The organism is Streptomyces longhuiensis (assembly GCF_020616555.1).
GTDB classification, from domain to species: Bacteria; Actinomycetota; Actinomycetes; order Streptomycetales; family Streptomycetaceae; genus Streptomyces; species Streptomyces longhuiensis.
The window spans coordinates 833,506-856,007 of the sequence record NZ_CP085173.1 but is presented as its reverse complement, the minus strand read 5'-3'; the positions used below and the strand labels follow the sequence as shown (position 1 = coordinate 856,007).

Here is a 22,502-nt window from a genome sequence, read left to right as displayed (position 1 = left end):
CCACGGATGCCCGAGAAGCTCGCACCCGGCGTGTGGGGCGTGGTCGCCACACCCTTCCTCGGATCCGCTCTTGAGGTGGACGAGCCGAGCCTGACCAGGCTGGTGAAGCACTACGAACAGATCGGCACCACCGGTCTGACCGTGCTCGGCGTCTTCGGCGAGGCCGCCCGGCTCTCCGCCGGGGAGCGCCGCACGGTGCTGGAGACGGTGGTCGACACGGTGAGCCTGCCGCTGGTCGTCGGTGTGACCGGGCTCGCCACGGCACCGGTGCTCGAGGAGGCCCGGCTGGTTCGCGAAGTGGTCGGAGACCGCCTCGCCGGACTGATGGTGCAGGTCAACTCGCCTGATCCGCAGGTGGTCGCGGCCCACCTCAACGCGGTCCACGACGCCACCGGCGCCGGGATCGTGGTCCAGGACTACCCGGAGACCAGCCGGGTCGCCATCCGCACCGCCGACCTGGTCCGTGCCGTCCGGGCGGTTCCCTCGGCGGTGGCGGTGAAGGCCGAGGCGCCGCCCACTCCGGCTGCCGTCGCCAGACTCACTGCCGAACTCGACGTGCCGGTCTTCGGCGGCCTGGGCGGGCTGGGCCTGCTCGACGAACTGGCGGCCGGCGCCGCCGGGGCGATGACCGGCTTCTCCTGCCCCGAGGGCCTGATCGCCTGCGTCGAGGCCTGGCGCAGCGGCGGACACGACGCGGCCCGGGAGGCCTACCTGCCGTATCTGCCGCTCGTGAACTTCGAGGCCCAGGTCGGGATCGGGCTGGCGCTGCGCAAGGAGGCCATCCGGCGGCGCGGCCTGATCACGGAGTCGGGGGTGCGGCCGCCGGCCCCGCGGCTGCCCGAGGCCTTGGTCCCGCAGCTGGAACGGCACCTCGCCGCGCTGCCCAAGGAGGTGCGCTGATGGATCTCGGTATCCGCGGCCGTGTCGCACTGGTCGCCGCCTCCACCGGCGGCCTGGGCCGGGCGGTCGCCGAAGCGCTGGCCGACGAAGGGGCCTCGGTCGTGGTGGCCGGGCGACGTGGCGAGCTCGCCCAGCAGATCGCGGCCACGTTGCCCGAAGCGGTAGCGGTGCAGGCCGACCTGTCCGCCCCGGACGGGCCGCAGGCGCTGGTCGAGGCGGCCCGCGAAGCGTACGGCGACCCGGACATCCTGGTCCTCAACGGACCGGGCCCCCGGCCAGGCGCCGCTGCGGACCTGGACACCGGCGACATCGCCGCGGCCGTGGACTCGCTCCTGCTGGCCCAACAGCGGCTGGTGGCACTGGCCTTGCCCGCGATGCGGCGTCGAGCCTGGGGCCGCATCCTGGCGATCGGCTCCAGCGGAATCGCCGCGCCACTGGCCGGGCTCGCCCTCTCCAACGCCGGACGGGCCGCCCTGGCCGCGTACCTGAAGACCCTCGCCACCGAGGTGGCGGCGGACGGCGTCACCGTCAACCTGCTGCTGCCCGGGCGGATCGCCACCGACCGGGTGGCGGCGCTGGACGCCGCACGGGCCGAACGCGAGCAGCGTCCCGTCACCGAGATCGAGGCCGCCTCCAAGGCCACGATCCCCGCGGGCCGGTACGGCACTCCTGCCGAGTTCGGGGCGTCCGCCGCCTTCCTGTGCGGCGTCCCTGCCTCGTACATCACCGGGACCGCGCTGCGCTGCGACGGGGGTTTGGTCCGCAGCCTGTGAACGGATCTGCGGCGCCCTGACCGCTCTCAGCCTTCCTGGCACATGTGCACCTCAAGTTCGCTCTGTGCTTGGCCAGTTACGTCAACGGCGGCGCGGCGAGGAGCGTTTCGTCAGGTCGGGAGGTATCCGGTCAGTGCGGGTCTCAGGGGCGGGGCAACGCGGCCAGGTACGCGCGCCAGCCGCCGTATGAGGTGATCTCATGGGCGCCCTCGACGGCCTGGGGCTCGCAGAGGAAGCCGGTCACGAAGCTTCCGTCCGAGAGTTCCACGCTTCCGAGCGCCATCGGGCGGGGCAACGCGGCGAGGAACTTACCCAGTCCCTCGGCGGGCAGTTGCCACACCTCGGCCTCGATCGTGCCTCCGCCTCCGCTTGTGCCGACCCGGACCAGTCCCGGCTTCGGAGGCAGGGTGTCCAGCGCGTACAGCCGGTAGGCCTGCGCGGTCGTGGTGCTACGCACCAGTCGCCCGCCCACTGCGAGGAGTTGGCCGTTCAGGGGCTGTCCGGACAGATGCGCGCCGATCACCGCGAGCCGCACGGGCGGGTCGGCGAGCAGCCCGGCGATGCGGACGAGCCGCTCGTCCGTGAAGGCCGGGCCGATCAGCATGACACCGAACGGCAGCCCGTTCACGTTGCCCGCGGGCACGGCGACCGCCGCCAGGTCGAAGAGATTGGTGGAGTTGGTGAATCGGCCGAGGCGGGCATTGGCGCCCAGCGGGTCGGCCGCGACCTCGGCGACGGTCGGGTGGCCCGGCGCGGTCGGCAGGAGCAGTGCGTCCGCGTCGCCCAGGGTGGCCAGGGCCCGGGTGCGGAGAGACGCAAGCTTCTGCTGGTCGGCGTAGAGCTGGTGGGCCGGGATGTCCTTGGCCCGGGAGATGATTCCGGCCACGGTCGGGTCGAGGTCCGGCGAGTCCGTGTGCGCGTCGATGAAGGCGCCGACGGCGGTGTAGCGCTCGGCGACGAACGCGCCCTCGTACAGCATCGCCGCCGCCTCCGTGAACGGCGCGAGGTCGACGGGCAGGAGCTCGGCGCCCGCGTCGGCGAGCCGCTGCGCCGCCGCTTCGAACGCCTCGGTCCAGCCGGTGTCCAGCCGGCCCAGTTGCCCGGCTTCCGGGACGGCGATCCGCCACGGACCGGGGCGGCGCGGGGCCGGAGCCGACGGTGGCCGCCCGGACGGCGCTGCCATGAGGGACAGCGCCTGCTCGGCTTCGGGGAGCGTGCGGGCGAAGACCGTGAGGCAGTCGAGCGAGGCACAGGCCGGGACGACGCCCTCGGCCGGGATCACCCCGAAGGTCGGCTTGAGACCGACGATGCCGTTGAAGGCCGCCGGGACACGGCCCGAGCCCGCGGTGTCCGTGCCGAGCGCGATGTCGGCGATACCGAGCGCGACGGCGACCGCGGATCCGGACGAGGAACCGCCGGACACGTGCTCCGGGGAGAGGGCGTTGCGGACCGCGCCGTACGGGCTGCGGGTGCCGACCAGGCCGGTCGCGAACTGGTCGAGGTTCGTGGTGCCGAGGACCACGGCGCCCGCAGCCTTCAGACGCGCCACGGCCGGGGCGTCGGTGTCCGGCTCGTAGGCGTAGGCGGGGCAGCCGGCGGTGGTCGGCAGTCCGGCCACGTCGATGTTGCCCTTGACCGCCAGCACCGCCCCGGCCAGCGGCAGCCGGTCACCGGCGGCGACCTTCGCGTCGACCGCGGCGGCGTCCGACTCCGCAGCGGCCTGCGGGCGCAGACCGATCCACACCTCGGGCCGGTCCACCTGCGCGATGCGTGCGTAGGCGGCCCGCACCCGTTCCACTGCGGTGATCACGCGGCTGCCTCCACGGTGTCGACGGGAGCGAGGACGACGAGGGCGGTGCCCGCCTCGACCTGGCTGCCCGGCTTGGTCAGGATCTTGGTGACGATACCGTCGGCGGGGGCCGGCACCCGGGACTCCATCTTCATCGCCTCCAGCGCGAGGAGCGGCTGTCCGGCCGAAACACGGTCGCCGATCTCGACGTTGACCTGCCAGACGGAGGCGGTGAACTCGGCTTCGATCACGTGGCCGCCGTCGGGGACCTCGACGTCGGTGGCCGGCGGGGCGGCCTCGGTGGCCACTTGCTCGCGGGTGAACTCGCCGGCCGCTTCCCAGGCGTCGCGCTCCGCGCGGAACGCCGCGCTCTGCCCGGCCCGGAACTCGGCGATCGACTCCGCGTTCTCGACGAGGAACCTCTGGTACTCGGCGAGCGAGAAGGAACCCTCCTCGATCCTCGGTACGAACCGGCCGGACATGATGTCCGCGCGCAGTTCCAGGAGTTCCTCCGCCTCGACCGGATACCACCTGATCCGGTCGAAGAAGCGCAGCAGCCAGGGCCTGCCCGGCTCGAAGGCGCCGCGCTGCTGCCAGCCCGACCACACCTGTGTGGTGCGGCCGACGAACTGGTAGCCGCCGGGGCCCTCCATGCCGTAGACGCACAGGTACGCGCCGCCGATGCCCACCGAGTTCTCCGCGGTCCAGGTACGGGCCGGGTTGTACTTGGTCGTGACCAGCCGGTGCCGCGGGTCCAGCGGGGTGGCGACCGGCGCGCCCAGGTACACGTCCCCGAGCCCCATCACCAGGTACTCGGCATCGAAGACGGTGCGGTACACGTCCTCCACGGTCTCCAGGCCGTTGACGCGGCGGATGAACTCGATGTTCCAGGGACACCAGGGGGCGTCGTCGCGCACGCCCGCCATGTAGCGGGCGATGGCCTCGCGGGTCGCCGGATCGTCCCAGGACAGCGGGAGGTGGACGATGCGGCTGGGTACCACCAGCTCGTCGGGGGCGGGGAGTTCCTCCTCCACGCGCCGGGCGATCTCGAGGAGCTTCTCCTGAGGCAGGACGTCGGGATCCGTACGGACCTGGAGGGAACGGATGCCCGGGGTCAGGTCGTCGACGCCGTCGAGTCCTTGCTCGGCCAGCGCCTGCGCGAGTGCGTGGATCCGCATGCGCAGGGCCAGGTCGAGCTGCATCGGTCCGTACTCGATGAGGAGGTTGTCGTCGCCGCTGCGCCGGTAGGTGACCGACGGGCGGGTCCCGGTCTGTGGCAGGCGGGCGAGGATGCCGCCGTCGACGACCGTCTCCCGATCGGCGCGCGGTACCGCGGCCGGGTTCCGCCGCAGTCCGGCGGCGGCCTCGGTGGTCACCGGGACGAAGCGGACCGTGTCGCCGGGACGGAGCTGGCCGAGCTTCCAGCGCTGTCCGGTCACGATCGTCGCCGGGCAGACGAAGCCGCCCAGGGAGGGCCCGTCGGGGCCGAGCATGACGGGCATGTCGCCGGTGTAGTCGACGGCGCCGACGGAGTACGGCGTGTCGTGGATGTTGGACGGGTGCAGGCCGGCCTCGCCGCCGTCCGTGCGCGCCCAGCGCGGCCTGGGGCCGACGAGGCGCACACCGGTGCGCGCCGAGTTGAAGTGCACCTTCCAGTGCGCTGTGTAGAAGTCGCGGATGTCGTCCTCGGTGAAGAACTCGGGAGCGGCGTGCGGGCCTTCGACCGCGCCGATGTGCCACGCTCCGCCGAAGGCCGGGCGCCGGTCGAGGGGCACGACGGACGTCTCCGGGCGCTGCTCACCGCCGTGCAGGACATCGCCCGCACGCAGGGCGCGACCGCCGTGTCCGCCGAACCGGCCGAGGGTGAACGTGGCTGCGCTGCCCAGGAACTCCGGTATGTCCAGGCCGCCCGCGAACAGCACGTAGGTGCGCAGGCCGTGCTCGTCGGGTGACCCGACGGCCAGTGTCCGCCCGGCTTCGACGGTGACCGGCTCCCACTGCGGTACGGCGACGCCGTCGATGGTCACCGGTGCGGGGGCGCCGGTGACGCACACCGTCGTCGGGTGGGTGAAGCGGAGGGAGGGGCCCTGCAAGGTGCACTCGAGGCCGGGTGCGCCCTCGGTGTTGCCGAGGGCGGTGTTGCCGAGCCGGAAGGAGAGGTCGTCCATCGGTCCGCACGGGGGGACGCCGACCTGCCAGTGGCCGGTGCGTCCGGGCCAGTCCTGCACGGTGGTCAAGGTGCCCGCCGCGACGACCTCGACGCGCGGCGTCGGATCGCTGATCGTGGCGAGCGAAGCGGTGGAGTGGGCCGCTCGGCGCACGTCGGCGTCCTGGAGCGCGGCGCGCACCAGACCGAGGTTGGTCTCGATGCCGTCGAGGCGGGTCGCGGCAAGAGCGGTGTCCAGCTTGTCGAGTGCCTCGGCGCGGTCGCTGCCGTGCGCGACGACCTTGGCGAGCATCGGGTCGTAGGAGGTGGTGACCTCGGTGCCGGTCTCCACCCAGGTGTCGACGCGGACGCTCTCGGGGAAGGCGACGCGGGTCAACAGGCCGGCGCTCGGCCGGTGGCCGCGGGAGGGGTCCTCGGCGTAGACGCGTGCCTCGACAGCGTGGCCCTTCGGTGTCAGCGGCATGGTGACGACCTTGGTGTCGCCCTGCGCGAGGCGCAGCATCCACTCCACGAGGTCGACGCCGTAGATCTCCTCGGTGACCGGGTGCTCGACCTGGAGTCGGGTGTTGACCTCGAGGAAGTACGCCTCCTCGCGGGCGGCGTCGTACACGAACTCGACCGTGCCGGCAGAGCGGTAGTTCACGGACGCGCACAAGTCCCGTGCCGAGGTTGCCAGTTGCTTGCGTACCGCGTCCGGGAGACCCGGGGCGGGTGCCTCCTCCAGGACTTTCTGGTTGCGGCGCTGCAGTGAACAGTCGCGGTCGCCGAGGGTGGCGACGCGGCCCTCGCCGTCGCCGAAGACCTGCACCTCGACGTGGCGGGCGCGCTCGACGAGCCGTTCCAGGAAGACGCCGGCGGAGGAGAAGGAGGCGGCGGCCACGCGCTGCACCCGTTCCCAGGCGTCTTCGAGGGCGTCGGCGTCGTGGCACGCCTGCATGCCGATCCCGCCGCCCCCGCCGGTCGCTTTGAGCATGACCGGGTAGCCGATCCCCTCGGCCGCCGCGAGGGCGGCAGCCACGTCGGGCAGCAGCCCGGTGCCCGGGGCGAGCGGCACGCCCGCCTCATGAGCGGCGGCGCGTGCGGTGTGCTTGGCGCCGAACAGCTCCAGTTGTTCAGGGGTGGGGCCGACGAAGATCAGGCCCGCTGCGGCGCAGCGGCGGGCGAAGTCGGCGTCCTCGGACAGGAAGCCGTAGCCGGGGTGGACGGCGCCGGCTCCGGTGTCCTGGGCGGCCTTGAGGATCAGAGCGGCGTCGAGGTAGGAGTCCTTGGCGGGGGCCGGGCCGAGCCGTACGGCCTCGTCGGCCAGACGAACGTGCTCGGCCCCGCGGTCCGGGTCGGAGTAGACCGCGACGGTGCGCAGGCCGAGCCGGCGAGCGGTGCGGATGATGCGTGACGCGATCTCGCCGCGGTTGGCGACCAACAGGGTGTCGAACGTCATGGGCTTCAGCTCTCGTCCGGCTCGGTGATCGTCGTCTGCAGGGCGCTCGGGTGGAATCCGTTGCAGGGGTTGTTGATCTGCGGGCAGTTGGACAGCAGCGCGATGACGTCGGTCTCGGCGCGCAGGACGACTTTCAGGCCCGGGGCCGAGATGCCGTCGACGATGCCGAGGGTGCCGTCCGTCTCGACGGGCACGTTCATGTACCAGTTGATGTTGGACACCAGGTCGCGCTTGTCCAGTCCGTGCTTGCTGCCTTCGGCGAGGAAGTTCTCCACGCAGGCGTGCTGCGACCAGGTGTGGTGCCCGTAGCGGAGGGTGTTGGACTCCTTGGAACAGGCGCCGCCGACGGTGTCGTGCCGACCGCAGGTGTCCTCGACGACGGTCATCAGCGGGGTGTGCTCGTTGGATAGCAGCACCGAGCCGGTCGTCAGGAAGATGTTGCCCTGGGCCTGGATGGTGTCGGGGGCGCTGTAGCGCACGGAGGTGTCGTGGGCGTCGTAGACGAGGAAGTCCGCGGCCTGGTTCCCGTGCAGGTCGGTGATGGTCAGCAGTTGGCCCGCGCGTACGACGGCGGACCAGGCGGAGCGTGCGGGGACGGTCCGGTCGCAGACGACGCGGCCCGCAGGGGCGGTGGTGACGGTCATGCGATCCCCCTGGCGTCGAGGTGTTCGGCGGTGTTGAGGAAGGCGCGGCGGCCCTCGGGCGTGGCGTCCCACAGCGCGTCGCCGGGAGCGGTCGGTGCGGCCCGGTACGCGAGGACCTCGAGCGGTCCGCAGGTGTACGTGGGCCGAGGGTCCAGTGGGTGGGGGACGTTGGCGATGAGTACGGTCAGCGGCTGCTCGGCGCGCAGTGTGACGGACGTGCCGGCGCCCGCGGAGCCGGTGAAGCAGGCGGTGCCGTCCTCGCTGATCCGTACGCCCTGGAAGAAGGAGACCGACGGCGGGATGTCCCGCGGGCCGAGGCCGTTCTTGAGGGCGGCGAGCTTGAACAGTTCGCGTCCGGCCGGCGTGGCCGACTGGGGAGTTCCGTCCCCGTACCGTTCGGTGTTGCGGACGAGGGTGGAGGTGCCGCCGAGGGCGTCGTGTCGGCCGGAGGTGTCCTCGGTGACGGAGGCGAGGACGCGGCCCTGGTCGGACAGGAGCAGGTGTCCCTCGCCGAGGTAGGCGTTCCAGGACACCTTGACCGTGTCGGCGGCGTTCAGCCGCTCCCAGGGGCGGTCGGCGCTGTACAGCAGGACGTGTGCGCACCCGTCGCCGGTGAGGTCGGTCAGGTACAACTCGGTGCCACGGGCCAGGACTTTGTGGGTGTAGTTGCCGCCTGCCACGGTCTCGGCCCACACGAGATCCTCGGCTGCGATGCCCTCGGGGGGCGACGGCCAACGGCTCGCGGGGAGTACGGGCATGGTGTCGGACTGTGTGCCGTCCTGGGCGCGGGCGTGATCGCGTGCACCATAGGCCGACGCTGTTGCTGAGGCTGTCGCCACGGCTGAACCTCCGGCTCGACGCTATTTCTGTCGTGCGACAGAAATTAGGTGCAGGGCGAGTCGGGGCCGTTGCCCGGGCATTTCGGCGTGGTAACCGGCACCTCACTTCGGCAGCTCGGCCCGCGGGGAACTCGCGGCCCTGTGCGAGGATCACGGAGTGAGCCCGCCCACCAGCAGAAAAGTCGGCCGCCCGCGCGCCCAGGAGCGTCCCGCCAGCGGGCTGGAGCCGCGCGAAGAGGTGCTGGCCGCCGCGGCCGAGCTGTTCACCACGCACGGCTACACCGCGACCTCCACCCGGGCGGTCGCCGAGCGGGCCGGTCTGCGACAGGCCTCGCTCTACCACTACTTCGACGGCAAGGAAGCGATCCTTGCGACGCTGCTCGAAGGGACCGTCCGGCCCTCGCTGGAGATCGCCCGCGACCTCGTGGCCCGCACAGGAGCGGCCGCCGAGTCGAGACTGTGGGCCCTGTGCCACTCCGATGTCAGGCTGCTGTGCCGTGGCCCGCACAACCTCGGGGCCCTGTACCTTCTGCCCGAGGTGCAGACGGAGCGATTCGGCGTCTTCCGCCAGGTGCGGACCGAACTGAAGGCGTCCTACGGGGAGTTGCTGGCCGATACGGAGCCGGGTGCCGCGCTCGGCGCCGAGGAGCTGGCGCTCCGTACGGACCTCCTCTTCGGCCTCACCGAGAGCGTGATCCTCATCCGGCGTGCCGATCCGGCCCGCGACCGGGCGGCCCTCGCCGTGGCGACGGCCGACGCGGCACTACGGATCGCGGGTGTACCGCAGCGTTCCCTGGCACGGCTGCGCCGCGAGGGGCAACAGCTCCTCGCGGCGCAGTAGAGACGACCCGGCCGGGCCCGTGCCCGGTCAGATACGCGCGGCCTCGGCCGGTTCCTTGCGGCCCTGACCCCTGACCGCCGGGGCAGCCCCCGCCCGGCTCCGGTAGACCGCACCGACGGCCACCGTGGTGCCGACGAACAGGACGGTGAACCACTGGAAGTACCAGTGGCCCCCTGCCGGGTCGTACACCTGCGCGCGGGGCCAGGACAGGTTGACTGTCATGAACAGCCCGTAGACGACCGCGAGCGCGTTGACGGGCAGACCCCAGCGGCCGAGGGAGAACAGGGGCTTGCCCAGCTCGTCGCGGTCTCCGAAATCCGTCGCGGGCCACTGGCCCTTGAGCCGGCGGACCAGCATCGGTACCGTCACCCCGGCGTACGCGAGGTACAGCATCGCGATGCACGTGGTGCCGATGGCCACGAACGCCTCCGGGGAGGCGAGGTTGAGCAGGGCGAGCGCCGCGGCCAGCCCGCCCACCACCAGCGCCGGGACGAAGGGCATGCCCGTACGTGGCGACACCTTCGCCAGACGTGTGGAGAAGGGCAGCATCCCGTCGCGTGCCATCGAGAACAGCATCCGGCTTCCGGCGGTCTGGATGGCGAGCGTGGCCACGGAGATGGCCACCGCCACGTCCGCGAGGAGCATCTTGCCCACGCCGTCGCCGAGGCTGCTGGTGAGGACGTAGCTCAATCCCTCGGTGGCGAGGCGGCCGTCGGTGAGGCTGGGTGCTGCGAGAAGGCCGCCGAGCAGCAGCAGGCCGCCCAGGGCGCCCGCCGTGGCGAGGGCGCTGAGGATGGTGCGGGGAGCGGTGCGACGTGGGTTGCGGGTCTCCTCGCTCATCTCGCCCGCACTGTCGAAGCCGATGAGGACGTATGCCGCGGTGAACGAGCCCACCAGCAGCGCCGCAACCGTGCCGTCCTGGCCACCTGTCCTCAACGTCACGCCGGCACCGCGCTCGACGTGGGTGAACAGCAGCACGACGATGAGGATCGCGCCGATGATCTCGGCGGTGACGCCGATCCGGTTGACGGCCGACATGACGCGGTTGTCGAGCACGTTCACCGCCGTGGTCAGCGCCAGCAGGACGAGAGCCAGAAGGGCCGCGTTGGCCGCCCCGGTCGCCGTGCTGGGCGCCGGGTCGCCGCCGACGAGCTGGAATCCGGACCAGATCGGGGGCAGGACGACCTGCAGCGCGAGTGCCGCGGCGGCGACCACGACCACTTGACCGATCACCATGATCCAGCCCGTGAACCAGCCGAGGGCCGGGCGGCTCAGGCGGGTCGACCACTGGAAGATCGCCCCGGAGATGGGGTAACGGGCGGCGAGTTCGGCGAAGCACGCGGCGACCAGCAGTTGGCCGATGAGCACGGCGGGCCACGTCCAGAGGAACAGTGGCCCGCCGAAGGAGTAGCCCAGGGAGAAGAACTGGAAGACCGTGGTCAGGACGGAGATGAAGGAGAACCCGGCGGCGAAGGACGCGTACCGCCCCATCTGCCGCCTCAGCTCCTGGCGGTAGCCGAAGGCGGCCAGCGTGCCGTCGTCCGTGACGCCGGCCGGCGGAGGGGGAGAGGGTGTTGTGGAATCTGTGGTCACGGTCATGGCGGTCCCCTGTCGCGGAGGCGTGATCCTGCGGAGTTCCTGTCGTGCGACAGAAATTAGGGACCACCCGTTTCTGCGGGGTGTCACAGCCGTGTCCGCTCCGTTAGTGACTCCTCTCTGTGGCGGGATGCCGCTCAGAGGCGGGCGATCGCGCCCGGCCACACCATGTGAGGACTCCCATGGCGGCTCAGTGGATCCCCGTAAGGCGTATGTCTGACGTGGGCGAAGAAAATGGGGCCCATTGCGGCGCCTCGCCACGTGGGGCACCGGCCCTTGGGTGGCGTCAGGGAGTGGTGGGCCCGACAGGCGCCGAGCCGATGGACGTCGACGTCGTCGGTCAGTAGAAAGGGCCTTGACGGCGCGCTCATCGACGACGGCGCGGCCTGAACCAGAATCACCACTCGTGAAGAGCCACCTCGTCGACCGTGACGGCGAGTTGGGTCGCGAGTGGCACTCGATCGAGACGATCAGCGAAAGCCGGTGCTGACCCGCCACCTGTGAAGGAGCCCGGAACCTCACAGTTGCGGCCCTCACAAGTGGTGGGTCAGCACCGGCTCCTCGTTCACTCCCCGTCGGCCAGCCAGGTGCGGGCGGCGCCCAGCAGGGCCCGTACGCCCAGTTCGATCGTCGGGTCCTGGAGCGGCGCGTACAGCGGCGAGTGGTTCATGGGGAGCTTCGCCGGGAGGCCGCGTGTGGCGAGGACGTCGGGGTCGAGCCCCTCGAACGCGGCCGGGTCGGCGCCGCCGAAGTGCCAGAACACCGACGGCGCGCCCAACTCGGTGCCGAACAGGCCGAAGTCCTCACTGCCGTTGATCGGCTGCGGGAGCGTCAGCACGGCCTGCTCGCCGAGGACGTCACGCAGCCCGTCGATCGTGGTCGCGGTGGCGTCCGCGGTGTTCACGGTGAGCGGGAAGGCGTTCAGCGGGGCGATCTCCGGGTCCTTGGGCGCACCCGACGCCGCCGCCTCCGCCTGCACGATCCGGCGCACCGCGGCGAGGACCTTCTCGCGTACGGCGGGGTCCACGGAGCGGATGTTGAGCTTCAGCTCCGCCTCGTCCGGGATGATGTTCTCCTTCGTGCCGGCGTGGATCGAGCCCACCGTCACGACAGCCGCCTGCGAGGCGCCGACCTCGCGCGAGACGACCGTCTGAAGGCGCAGCACCACGGCCGCGGCCATCACCACCGGGTCCACCGTCGACTCGGGCGACGAGCCGTGCCCGCCGCGGCCGAACAGGCGCACCCGATAGCTGTCGGACGCCGCCATGAGCGGCCCCGGGCGCGTCACCGCGACGCCCGTCGGGAACGGACCCACGTGCTGGCCGAGGCAGATGTCGGGCTTCGGGAAGCGCTCCGCGAAGCCGTCGTCGAGCATGTTCCGCGCGCCTTCGGCGGTTTCCTCGGCGGGCTGGAACACGGCGAGGACGGTGCCGCGCCAGGCTCCTCGGTGCTGAGCGAGCAGCGCGGTCACCCCGAGCAGGCAGGTGACGTGCATGTCGTGGCCGCAGGCGTGCATCGTCGGTACATCGTTGCCGTCGCGGTCCATGGCGCGGTCCACTGAGGCGTATGGCAGGCCCGTCGCCTCCAGGACCGGCAGGCCGTCCATGTCGGCACGCAGCAGCACGGTGGGCCCGTCGCCGTTGCGCAGTACCCCGACGATGCCGGTGCCGCCGACGCCCTCGGTGACCTCCCAGCCGGACTGCTCGCGCAGCCGGGCCGCGGCGACGGCGGCCGTGCGGGTCTCCTGGAGCGACAGTTCGGGGTGGGCGTGCAGGTCCCGGTACAGCTCACGCAGGCCGGGCAGCAGCGCGTCGAGGCCGTCGGTGAGGGCGGTGGGAGAGACGGTGGTCATGCGTGCTCGCTTTCTACGGGGCGGGGGTTGGGGATGCCGTCGGCGGGTTGGGGCAGCCGCAGCGAACGGCGGAAGGAGACGGTGTCCTGCGGGGTGACGACGGCGACGACGCCGGCCAGGACGGCGCCGAGCACCAGGAAGCCGAAGGCGGCGCCGAAGCCCATCGAGTCCGCGAGCAGGCCCATCGCGGTGGGCGCGATCACGCCGGCGAACTGGCCGCCGAAGGTGATCAGCCCGGCACCGGCGCCGGTGAGTTCGGGCGGCAGGCTGCGCAGCGGTACCGCGTAGACCGGCATGTACGACAGGGACGAGGAGGCGGTGGCCACCGTCATCCACATGATGAAGGCACCCGTGCTGGACGCCGTCGCCATCAGGACCAGGGCGACGCCGGCCACGCTCATCGACGGCACCACGATCTTGCGGTGGTGTCCCTCGAGCCGGTCCGCGAGCCGCCCGCCGACGATCACGGCCCCGGCCGCCGCGGCCGCCGGGATGACGGCGAGCGCCCCGGCCGAGGTCAGCGAGATGCCCCGCTCCTGGCTCAGATACGACGGCACCCATGTGTTCAGGCCCCACACGATGATGTCGTAGCCGAAGAACATCGCGGCGAAGCCCCACATGGCGGGGGAGCGCAGCACGATGCGGGCGCCGCCGCGCACGGCGGGAGCGGAGTGCTCGGTGTCCTGTGCGAGCGGCTCGGGCAGCCACAGCCGGACCGCCGCGTACACGAACACGCCGACACCGGCGACCGTGAAGAACGCCGAGCGCCAGCCGAAGTGTGTGATCAGCGGGGCGGCGATCAGAGGTGCGGCGACCGCGCCGATCGCGTTCGCGGACTGCACGATGCCGTTGGCGCCCATGCGCTGCCCCGGAGTGGTCCGCTCGGTGATCGCCTTCATCGAGGCGCCGGGGAAGATCCCCTCCGCGGCCCCGAACAGGAACCGCACCACCAGCAGGATCGCGAACGACCCGGCGAACCCGGTCAGTGCCGTGAACGCCGACCAGATCAGCAGTGCCCAGCAGGTCACCCGCCGGGCGCCGAACCGGTCGGCGAGCATCCCGCCGGGAATCTGGCAGGCCGCGTACGCGAGGAAGAACGCCGAGACGGCGAGGCCCTGCTCCGCGCGGCTGAGGTCGAACTCCTTGCCGATCGAGGGGAGCGCGAGATTGATGACGAGCCGGTCGACGTAGTCGATCAGCCAGGCGCCGAAGAGCAGCGCGACGGTGATCCTCGCGCCTCGGTCGAGGCGCTCTCTGCTGCGGGCCGGGGACGGTGGAGCCACGGGCACTCCTTCTAGAGTGGGCGTGTGATGGTGGTGGTGCGGCTCGGAAGTGGGGACAGATTCCGGCCGCCGTACGAAACGGGGGCTGAATTGCAGGAAAACGGCAGAGGGACGGTTCTGGATCCGGATTCCGCCGGGACTCTGGAGGGGATCGAGAGTGCAGGCGGCCCTGGGGGGATCGAGACCTTCGAGGAGACCGACCTCGCGCTCGTCGACGCCCTGCAGACGGATCCGCGCGCCCCTTGGTCCCGGATCGGCCCGGCCGTCGGCGTCGATGCCACCACCGCGGCCCGCCGCTGGGCACGCCTGGAAAGGGCGGGCCTGGCCTGGGTCACGGCGCACGCCGGGCCCGCCACCGGGACCGTCGGCTATGTGGAGGTCACCTGTCGGCCGCGGCGTCTCGCCGAACTGAGTGAGCGGCTCACCGCCCTGCCGTGGGTGGCCAGCGTCGAGCACGTCGTCGGTGACTTCGACCTGTTCCTCACCGTCGTCGCCGCAGACCTCCCCGCGCTGGGCCGCCGCATCGGCACCGACCTCGGGATGCTGCCGGGCGTGCGCTCCACCCGCACCCGGCTCGGCGTGCGGATCTACCAGGAGGGCAGCGGTTGGAAGGTGCGGGCTCTGGAACCGGCCGGTCGCGCCAGGCTCGCCGTGCCGCGCGCGGCCGGCAGCCCCGGCGGCGGCCCGTTCGCGCACGGGCCCCGCAGCGACGTCGATCGCCGGCTCCTGGAGGCGCTCGGCGCGGACGGCCGCGTCGGCTGGGCCGAACTCGCCGCCCGCACCGGTCTGAGCGAGTCCACGGTGCGCCGCCGCCTCACACGCGAGCTGCGCGACCGCGACATCCTGGTGCGCTGCGACATCGCCCAGCAGACGGCCGGATGGCCGGGCATCGCCACGTACCGTGCGGTCGTGCCCCACGGTGAGCTCGACGCCACCGGCGGCGCGTTGGCGCGGCTGCCGCAGATCCGGCTGTGCGCTTCCGTGACCGGCTCGTGCAACCTGCTCTTCTCGGTGTGGCTGCGCGACCTCGACGGGATCACGACCCTGGAGTCACTGCTCGACGAGCGGTTCCCCCATCTGACCGTCCAGGACCGCACCGTCACACTGCGCACCGCCAAGCGCATGGGCCGCCTCCTGGGGGAGGACGGGCGCGCGGTGGGGCACGTGGCGCTGGGGTTCTAGCGCCGGAGCTGATCGGTACGGGTGCCGTTGACCGCGCCGGGTTCACCCGCGGGCAGGATGTCGATGGTGCGGAGCGTGGAGAGCTGCCACTGGAGAGAGCGTTTGGCGCTCCAATGCGGACGGATTCACGACAGGGTGGACGGATTCACGACAGGACGTGGGACCAGAAGCGGGCCTTGTAGAATTTTGCGCCGGTTCGGACCGAATCGGCCCGGCCGGAGAATCCGACCGTGTTGTTCCACCAGGTCGCCGCACTGGGGGCGTCGACCCAGAATTCCGTCCCATCGGGGAGCCTGCTGAAGGACTTCGTGAAGTACCAGTCGTACAGCCTGGACGGAGAGGCGAAGGCCCACGTGGCGGTGGCGCTGTCGTACGTGAGACGGGTCTTCCATATGCCGTGGTCGGGGTTACCGGCGTCTCCGCCGACGGTGTACAGGATGTCGGGGGAGGCGTAGTCCGGCTGCAGGTCGTGCCCTGTGCCGCTGAAGGTCAGCGTCGCCACCTTCGAGAGGCCGGTGATGATGCCGCCGCTGGTCGTCACCAGGCGGTAGGTGCGCAGTTCGTTGTCGCCGATTGCCAACAGACATTCGTTGGAGTCGTCCCACAGCACGCCGTGGGCCCCCGGGAACCCAGTGCTGATGCTGTCGGCGAACGAGGTCGGCGGCAGGCCGCCGTGTGTGCTGGGCACGAAGAGGTTGATGCCGCCGCCGTTCTCGTAACTGTCGCCGGTGGACCTCTGCTTGGCGGAGGCGGTGACGATCGCGCCGTGTCCGTCGATCCGCTCCACCGAGTGAGGATTGCCCGGGACGACCGCTGTCCAGACGACTGACTTGTCGCTCTCGCGGACCATGGCGGCGCGCCCACCCGTACTCGCGGTGCCGTTCGCGCAGCACACCAGGACATCGTCCCAGTTGGCCGTGAGCCGGCGCTTGGCGTCGGCCAGATATCTCCAGGTCTCCGTGCTCGGCGCGCTCCAGTACCACTCGGGGGAGCCGTTCCAGTCGGTGATGCCGTTGCTGAAGCGTTGGATCTGGTTGGCGGCCTGTTCGACGACGACGATCAGGTAGTCCGTGGCGGCGGCCGCCGACCGGACGTTGGCCGCGCCGGCTGCCGCCGCTACTCCTGTGGTCACCGCTGCCCGCAACAGCGATCTCCGCTTCAACTTCCACCCTTCGGCCGCCCCGTGAGAGAAGCGATCATCCTCGCACGGTGCAATCGGAGGCAACAGCCTTCGTTCGTAAGGTAGTTGAGCAAGAGAGCGCGGCGGGGAGCATTCCAGGGCAGGCGCAGGTACAGCTACAGGCGCGCGGGTCGACGATGGGGGAGGGCTTCGCCGGCAAGTATCCCCACCCCAGGACAACCTGCCCCGGTAATCAAGGCACCGCCTCGGCCCACTCCCTCTAGTATCAGCGCGTGGTTCCCGGGGGAAGGCTGGCAAGTGTGAGTGGGGAGTTGACGGGGCGGCTGCTGCGGCTGCGTGACGCGACCGGGCGGAGTCCGCGCGAGCTCGCCCGCGACGTTCGCGTCAGCAGGTCCTCACAGTCGCGCTACTTCTCCGGACAGGCCGTTCCGCCCTGGCCGAAGGTGGTGGCGCTCTGCAAGGCAGCCGGTCATGACCCCAGGACACTGCGCGAGGTGTGGGAGCGGGCCATGGACGGGCCCCGGACCAGCGCGACTGCCCCGACGCCGGTGCGCAACGACCTGCTGCACGACATCACCGCATTCACCGGACGCCGGGCGGAGTTGGACGCGCTCCTGGGCGCCTCGCGCAACACGTCGGTGGTGGCGATCGACGGCATGGGCGGGGTGGGCAAGTCGGCGTTGGCCGTACACGGCGCCCATCGGCTGACCGCCGACTTGGCGGCGGCGCTGTTCGTCGAATCCGCGGGCGGGGCTCGTCCTGGTGATGTCGGCGGCCTACCACGCCGAGTTCGCCGGGCCGGTGGAGCCGCTGGAGATCCAGGTGGCCCGGGACCGGTCCAGGGTGGCGGTGCGGAGCTGGAACACCGGGGTGCACGCCGTCACCGCCTGCCCCGCAGGCACCCGGGTGACCCACCGCGTCCACCGGGTCCTTCCCGGCCATCCGGGATTCGCCGCCGGGATCGCCGAGATCGGGCTTCGGGTCGGCATGGCACGCGATCTGCGGCACGTGCTGGATGTGATCGCCGACCGGCTCGGCTTCTGACCACCCGCTCGCTCATTCTCAGTCAAAGGAGCACACCACCATGTCGAACAGCGGCTTCTCCAAGGCAGGGCTGCACAGAGTGCACGACGTGCTGGCCCGGCACGTCGACTCGGGGAAGATTCCCGGGGTGGTCGCCCTCTTCAGCAAGGGCGACGACACACATGTCGAAACGATCGGGACGATGCGTCACGACGGCGGCGCCCCGATGCGCCGCGACACGATCTTCCGGATGGCCTCGACGTCCAAGCCGGTCTCGATCGCGGCGGCGATGGTCCTGCTCGACGAGTGCAGGCTGCGCCTCGACGACGCGGTGGAGCGCTGGCTGCCGGAACTGGCCGACCGCCAGGTACTGAAACGGCTCGACGGCCCGCTGGACGAGACCGTGCCGGCGCGGCGGCCGATCACCGTACGGGACGTGCTCACCTCCACGTTCGGGCTCGGCATGGATATGACGGTCATCGGCACTCCGATCATGAACGCGGTCTTCGAGCAGGGGATCACCCCCAACATGCCGACGCCGATGCCCGAGCAGGACGAGTGGATGCGCCGTCTCGGCACGCTTCCGCTGATGCACCAGCCCGGGGAGCGCTGGCAGTACCAGATCAGCAGCGACCTGCTCGGCGTGCTCGTCTCCAGGGTCGCGGGCCAGTCGTTCGAGTCGTTCCTGCGCGAGCGGATCTTCGAGCCGCTCGGTATGAAGGACACCGGGTTCCATGTCCCCGGGGACCAGCTCGACCGGCTGCCGCCCCTCTACGCCCCCGACCCGGGGACCGGAGAGTTCCAGGTGTGGGACGAGGCCGCGACGGGTCGCCACAGCACGCCTCCCGCGTTCCAGGGCGGCGGTGGCGGACTGAACTCCACCGCCGACGACTACCACGCCTACTTCCGCATGCTGCTGAACCACGGGATGCACGAGGGCGAGCGGATCCTGTCCCGGCCCGCCGTCGAGCTGATGACCACCAACCGGCTCTCGCCCGAACAGCAGGCCGCCCGGCACGAGTTGGCCGTCAACAACGTCCATGTGTCCTTCGGCCAAGGGCAGCACGGAGGCTGGGGCTTCGGGATGGCGGTGCGTACCTATCGCGGCGACTACGCGCCCGTCGGCCAGTTCGGCTGGGACGGCGGAAGCGGCACCTCGACCTACGCCGACCCGGTCAACCAGCTCACCGGGATCCTGCTCACCCAGGTCGGAGCGTCCGTCCCGGACCCGGTGCATCTCATGCTCGACTTCTGGACGGCGCTCTACCAGGCGATCGACGACTGACACCGATCCCACCCACCGAGGCGGGCCACCACCGCATGCCCCTGCTGAGAGGTCCTGGCAGGGGCACCCCATGCCCCGGCCCGGCCGCGATGTCCCTCATGGAAGACCGTCCGAGCCTCACGTCCCGGCGCCGGCTCTTCGGCTGACTGGAGGTGCGCACCCGGCGCGTTGTGCACATGGACGCGTGGACCCATCTCTGAGGGATCCCTCCACCGTCAGCTGACGTGGCGGAGGGACCAGCTCAACCGGGGCCTGTCCGGCGCAACTTGCCGGACAGGCCCCGGGTTTGAGGAGGGCTCAGCGTTTGAGCGTGAACGTGAAGTCGCCGGAGAGCTTGCTGCTCAGCCGGACCGCCGAGACGAGCTGCCCTTCCGTGATCAGTCTCCCGACCTCGGCTCGCGAAAGACCGCAACCTTCAGCGATCAGTCGCTCCGGCCGGACAGGGATTCGCGCCGCGAAGCGGACCGAGACGTCGATCACCTCGCGGTCCAGGTGATCCGATCCGCCGGTGTCGAGGCGCCAGGCGTTGCCCCAGTCGAGGGCGATGCGATTGCGGCGCCGCACGACCGGATCCTGGAGCAACTCAGCTGCCAGGACAGGGTCGTTGTCATGAAGCCGGTCCAGCAGCTCAGGTCGTACGGAGCGCACGTTCATCCGCTCCAGGACCGAGAGCTTTGTCGTTTCCCCGCAAACGGTACAGAGCACGAGGAGCCAGGCGTCGAGGAGCTTGTGGTTTGCGTTGACGCGAAACTTGCCGTCTGCCCGGAATCGCTCGGACGCGCACGTGTGGCAACGACGGAGAACGAGCGGCAGGCAGGTGGGCATGACAACCCAGGTATTGAGCACAGAAGTACACCGGTTTCAGTGAGAAGTCCGCAGCAAAAGGCAGCGCGGCGCAGCAAGCGCGACGCGCGACGAATCAGCACTCGGGAGGTCTCACACGGTGTACAACGGGACGTCCTTGCCTGGGCGACTTGGTCAGGCAGCACGGTAATGGTGCGCAGCGGCGCTGTTCCACTGGTTTTCCAACGTCTGACCGCCAGGTTCTGTCCGGCGGATCACGGACCGAACAAGAGCCGGATGGCGGCGACGGCGAGGCCGCCCCACCGTACGGGTGCGCCTGGACGGTGCCGTCATCCTGGACCTGCCGCTCGCCGGCGGGGAAATCTCGCTGCCCGGTGTCGGCGGCCTTGGAGGATCACCACGTTACGCATTCCTGGGAAGACACCTCGGCTCCTGAGTCGTTGAAGGCGATGGCCCGGCCGGCGGGCGACAACCGGCGCGTGAACGTCCAGGGACCATCCGAACGACGAAAAGCGGTGACCACGTCATGAAGGCAGTGCGGTTCCACGAGTACGGCGAGATCGATGTGCTGCGGGTGGAGGAGGTGGAGCGTCCGGCGCCCGGCCCCGGGCAGGTACTGGTCGAGGTCCGCGCGGCCGGTATCCAGCCCGGCGAGGTGATGATCCGCAAGGGCGCGCGGCACGAGCGCTGGCCGGCGACGTTCCCCTCCGGGCAGGGCAGCGACCTGGCCGGCGTCGTGGTGGGGCTCGGCGCGCAGGCCCGCGGCTTCGCGGTGGGCGACGAGGTCCTGGGCTTCACCCACAACAGAGCGAGCCACGCGGAGTTCGTCGTGGTCGACGACGTGAACGTGGTCTCCCGTCCGGAAGGGCTGTCCTGGGACGCGGCCGGGTCGCTGTACGTGGCCGGCACGACGGCATACGCCACCGTGTTCGCGGTGGACCCCGGACCGGCCGACACAGTCGTGGTGTCCGGCGCGGCGGGCGGCGTCGGGTCGCTCGCCGCGCAACTCGCGCGGCGGCGCGGCGCCACGGTGATCGGCCTGGCGAGCGAGCGCAACCACGCGTGGCTGAAGGACCGTGGTGTCGTCCCGGTCGAGTACGGGGAAGGCGCGGCCGAGCGGATCCGGCAGGCCGCCGGAGGGAACGTCGACGCCTTCATCGACACATTCGGCGACGGCTACGTGGAGCTGGCAGTGGAGTTGGGCGTGCGGCCCGAGAGGATCAACACGATCCGTGATTGGCAGGCTGCGGCCAGGGTCGGTGCGCGGACCTACGGAGAAGGCTCGGCGGCATGCGCGGTCGTGCTCGGCGAGCTGGCCCGGCTGGCAGCGCGCGGGGAGGTGGAGGTGCCGATCGCCCGTACCTACCCGCTGGAGCGGGTGCGAGACGCGTTCCGCGAGCTGGAGCGAGGGCACACTCACGGCAAGATCGTGCTCCGTCCGTAGCGCCGTTCACCCCGAGGCGACCAGTGAGTCGAGCGGTGCCCCCAAACCATCAACGCACTGACCCCGCCGGCAGTCAGATGACTTCCCGTCAAGTGGCCCCCGGCGGGGAAGGCGGTGCAGGTCACCACCGCAGCAAGCGCCAGGAGCGGCGAGAAGCTGCTGCTAAATTCGTCCACCATGCGATCACGTGAGTACGACCTCGACTTCCGCGACCGGGCCAGTCGGATACGCGCCTGGGGTGTCGGCCTGCTGGCCTTGGCGGCGCTTCTGTGGACATGGTGTGCCGTGCTCCTCCTCGTTCCGTACAAGGTCGATGAGGAGCCGGGAGACCGTTACCCCCGCGAGTGCGAATCACGGTTGTTGACGGAGCGCGGTACGGCCAACGAAGGCCTGCAGAACGGTGATTGGTGTCAGGACGAGCGAGACTGGCCCGAGGCTCTGGCCGTACTCGGGTTGTCCATACCGGTGTCGGCCGCCGGCGTGGCACTGTTCACGAGCGGCAGTCTCAGCAGGCGCATGAGCGCTCACGCCGAAGCGATGCGCGAACTGGACAGGATCGCCGACGCGCGGAAGGCGTAGCCTGCGGTCGGTGGAACCGGGACCGAACACAGATGACTGGCTGGCGGATACGCGGACGTCTTACGACACCGTGGCTGCGAGTTACGCGGAGCTGACACGTCACCTCTTGGACGAGACACCTGAAGAACGGGCGGTCTTGGCTCTGTTCGCCGACCTGGTGCGTGCCCAAGGCAGCGGGCCGGTCGTGGACGTGGGGTGCGGGACGGGCAGGATCACGAGCCACCTGCACAAGCTCGGCTCGGACGCGTTCGGCATCGATCTGTCACCGGGAATGATCGATGTGGCCCGTCGTGATCACCCCGGTGTGCGCTTCGATCTCGGCTCGATGACGGACCTCGCCCTGGCCGACGCCTCGGTGACCGGCCTGGTCGCCTGGTACTCACTGATCCACATTCCTGACGACGACATCAGCTCGGTTCTCACGCACTTCCGTCGAGTGCTTCGGCCCGGTGGGCCGCTCCTGCTCAGCTTCCATGTCGGCGACGAGTCGAACGTGAAGACCGAAGGCTATGGCGGGCACCCGATGAAGGTCTATGTCCATCGCCGGCAGCATGACCAGATGATCGAGTGGCTCGACGAAGCCGGCTTCGCCGTCGAGACGCACAAGACGCTCACCTCCGCCGAGAGCACGCTGGGAGGGATCATCCTCGCGCGTCGCCGGCCCTGAGCAACTCCGCAACCGCCTCGACGATGACGTCCCCGGCGTCGAACGGCCCGTCGGTCCACGACCGCCTGTCGGTTCGGTGGCTGGGGCCGTTCGTGAAGACGAGGTGGCCGATGCTGAGCCCGCTTCCACGCCCACAGCACAGCCCCGTGGCGGCCGGTGTACGTACGGGCTCGGGCGGTGTACGCGGGACCGGGTTCCGTGGTCCGGACGTCCAGGAGCGAGACCCGCCGGGGTCCTCCAGATGGCGCACAGAGC

Annotated in this window: 18 protein-coding genes and 1 pseudogene; 10 read left to right on the top strand and 9 right to left on the bottom strand. The window is 70.9% G+C overall.

Going from position 1 to position 22,502, the window contains the following annotated elements; all coding sequences use genetic code 11:
- The first annotated feature begins 6 nt into the window (after positions 1–6).
- Entirely contained in the window at positions 7–900 is an 894-nt protein-coding gene (locus LGI35_RS04115; protein WP_227292527.1) for a dihydrodipicolinate synthase family protein, read from the top strand.
- Complete coding sequence (locus LGI35_RS04110) at positions 900–1,673, top strand: SDR family oxidoreductase (protein WP_227292526.1); 774 nt, start codon at positions 900–902, stop codon at positions 1,671–1,673. Before LGI35_RS04115 ends, LGI35_RS04110 begins: the two co-directional genes overlap by 1 nt.
- Before the next feature lie 142 nt (positions 1,674–1,815).
- On the opposite strand, the gene atzF is transcribed toward LGI35_RS04110, so the two are convergent.
- The 4 genes from atzF to LGI35_RS04090 are packed head-to-tail and all read right to left on the bottom strand — an operon-like array spanning position 1,816 to position 8,469.
- The gene (gene atzF, locus LGI35_RS04105; protein WP_227292525.1) at positions 1,816–3,483 is read right to left on the bottom strand and encodes an allophanate hydrolase; all 1,668 of its coding nucleotides are present in this window, start codon (positions 3,481–3,483) and stop codon (positions 1,816–1,818) included.
- The gene (gene uca / locus LGI35_RS04100) at positions 3,480–7,067 is read right to left on the bottom strand and encodes an urea carboxylase (protein WP_227292524.1); all 3,588 of its coding nucleotides are present in this window, start codon (positions 7,065–7,067) and stop codon (positions 3,480–3,482) included. Before uca ends, atzF begins: the two co-directional genes overlap by 4 nt.
- Before the next feature lie 5 nt (positions 7,068–7,072).
- Positions 7,073–7,711 carry an urea amidolyase associated protein UAAP2 gene (locus LGI35_RS04095; RefSeq protein WP_227292523.1) on the bottom strand — a complete coding sequence of 213 codons (639 nt, stop codon included), beginning with the start codon at positions 7,709–7,711 and terminating at the stop codon, positions 7,073–7,075.
- The gene (locus LGI35_RS04090; RefSeq protein ID WP_227292521.1) at positions 7,708–8,469 is read right to left on the bottom strand and encodes an urea amidolyase associated protein UAAP1; all 762 of its coding nucleotides are present in this window, start codon (positions 8,467–8,469) and stop codon (positions 7,708–7,710) included. Before LGI35_RS04090 ends, LGI35_RS04095 begins: the two co-directional genes overlap by 4 nt.
- A gap of 238 nt (positions 8,470–8,707) precedes the next feature.
- On the opposite strand from LGI35_RS04090, the gene LGI35_RS04085 reads away from it, so the two are divergent.
- On the top strand, positions 8,708–9,391 hold the full coding sequence (locus LGI35_RS04085) for a TetR/AcrR family transcriptional regulator (protein WP_227292520.1): 684 nt from the start codon (positions 8,708–8,710) through the stop codon (positions 9,389–9,391).
- Positions 9,392–9,418: 27 nt separating this feature from the next.
- Here LGI35_RS04085 and LGI35_RS04080 read toward each other — a convergent pair whose 3' ends face one another.
- From LGI35_RS04080 to LGI35_RS04070, 3 genes are all read right to left on the bottom strand, one after another.
- A complete protein-coding gene (locus LGI35_RS04080) occupies positions 9,419–10,990 on the bottom strand; it encodes an amino acid permease (protein ID WP_227292518.1) in 1,572 nt (523 codons plus the stop codon).
- A gap of 562 nt (positions 10,991–11,552) precedes the next feature.
- Positions 11,553–12,839, bottom strand: coding sequence for an amidohydrolase (locus LGI35_RS04075; protein WP_227292516.1), 1,287 nt, complete (start codon positions 12,837–12,839; stop codon positions 11,553–11,555).
- Positions 12,836–14,122 (bottom strand): MFS transporter, encoded by a 1,287-nt coding sequence (locus LGI35_RS04070; protein WP_227292514.1) that lies wholly within the window; start codon positions 14,120–14,122, stop codon positions 12,836–12,838. The genes LGI35_RS04075 and LGI35_RS04070 overlap by 4 nt, the downstream gene beginning before the upstream one ends.
- 90 nt (positions 14,123–14,212) lie before the next feature.
- Between LGI35_RS04070 and LGI35_RS04065 the strand changes: the two genes are divergently transcribed.
- A complete protein-coding gene (locus tag LGI35_RS04065) occupies positions 14,213–15,304 on the top strand; it encodes an Lrp/AsnC family transcriptional regulator (protein ID WP_227292512.1) in 1,092 nt (363 codons plus the stop codon).
- Positions 15,305–15,449: 145 nt separating this feature from the next.
- Here the strand turns inward: LGI35_RS04065 and LGI35_RS04060 are convergent, their stop codons facing one another.
- Positions 15,450–16,436 (bottom strand): DUF6528 family protein, encoded by a 987-nt coding sequence (locus LGI35_RS04060; RefSeq protein ID WP_227292509.1) that lies wholly within the window; start codon positions 16,434–16,436, stop codon positions 15,450–15,452.
- Positions 16,437–16,717: 281 nt separating this feature from the next.
- Here LGI35_RS04060 and LGI35_RS04055 point away from each other — a divergent pair.
- The 3 genes and pseudogenes from LGI35_RS04055 to LGI35_RS04045 all read left to right on the top strand — a co-directional run.
- Positions 16,718–16,927 (top strand): annotated as a pseudogene (locus LGI35_RS04055) (helix-turn-helix domain-containing protein); the annotation flags it as partial.
- A 283-nt stretch (positions 16,928–17,210) separates the two neighbouring features.
- Entirely contained in the window at positions 17,211–17,489 is a 279-nt protein-coding gene (locus tag LGI35_RS04050; protein ID WP_227292507.1) for a hypothetical protein, read from the top strand.
- 40 nt (positions 17,490–17,529) lie between these two features.
- Positions 17,530–18,753: a serine hydrolase domain-containing protein gene (locus LGI35_RS04045; RefSeq protein WP_227292505.1), complete on the top strand. Its 1,224-nt coding sequence runs from the start codon at positions 17,530–17,532 to the stop codon at positions 18,751–18,753.
- 297 nt (positions 18,754–19,050) lie between these two features.
- Here the strand turns inward: LGI35_RS04045 and LGI35_RS04040 are convergent, their stop codons facing one another.
- Complete coding sequence (locus LGI35_RS04040; RefSeq protein ID WP_227292495.1) at positions 19,051–19,578, bottom strand: DUF1062 domain-containing protein; 528 nt, start codon at positions 19,576–19,578, stop codon at positions 19,051–19,053.
- Between the two features lie 505 nt (positions 19,579–20,083).
- Between LGI35_RS04040 and LGI35_RS04035 the strand changes: the two genes are divergently transcribed.
- The 3 genes from LGI35_RS04035 (at position 20,084) to LGI35_RS04025 (ending at position 22,247) form a co-directional block, all read left to right on the top strand.
- The gene (locus LGI35_RS04035; RefSeq protein ID WP_227292493.1) at positions 20,084–21,001 is read left to right on the top strand and encodes an NADP-dependent oxidoreductase; all 918 of its coding nucleotides are present in this window, start codon (positions 20,084–20,086) and stop codon (positions 20,999–21,001) included.
- Between the two features lie 177 nt (positions 21,002–21,178).
- The gene (locus LGI35_RS04030) at positions 21,179–21,580 is read left to right on the top strand and encodes a hypothetical protein (protein ID WP_227300191.1); all 402 of its coding nucleotides are present in this window, start codon (positions 21,179–21,181) and stop codon (positions 21,578–21,580) included.
- A gap of 10 nt (positions 21,581–21,590) precedes the next feature.
- Positions 21,591–22,247, top strand: a complete 657-nt coding sequence (locus LGI35_RS04025) for a class I SAM-dependent DNA methyltransferase (protein WP_227292491.1) — start codon at positions 21,591–21,593, stop codon at positions 22,245–22,247.
- Positions 22,248–22,502: the final 255 nt, after the last annotated feature.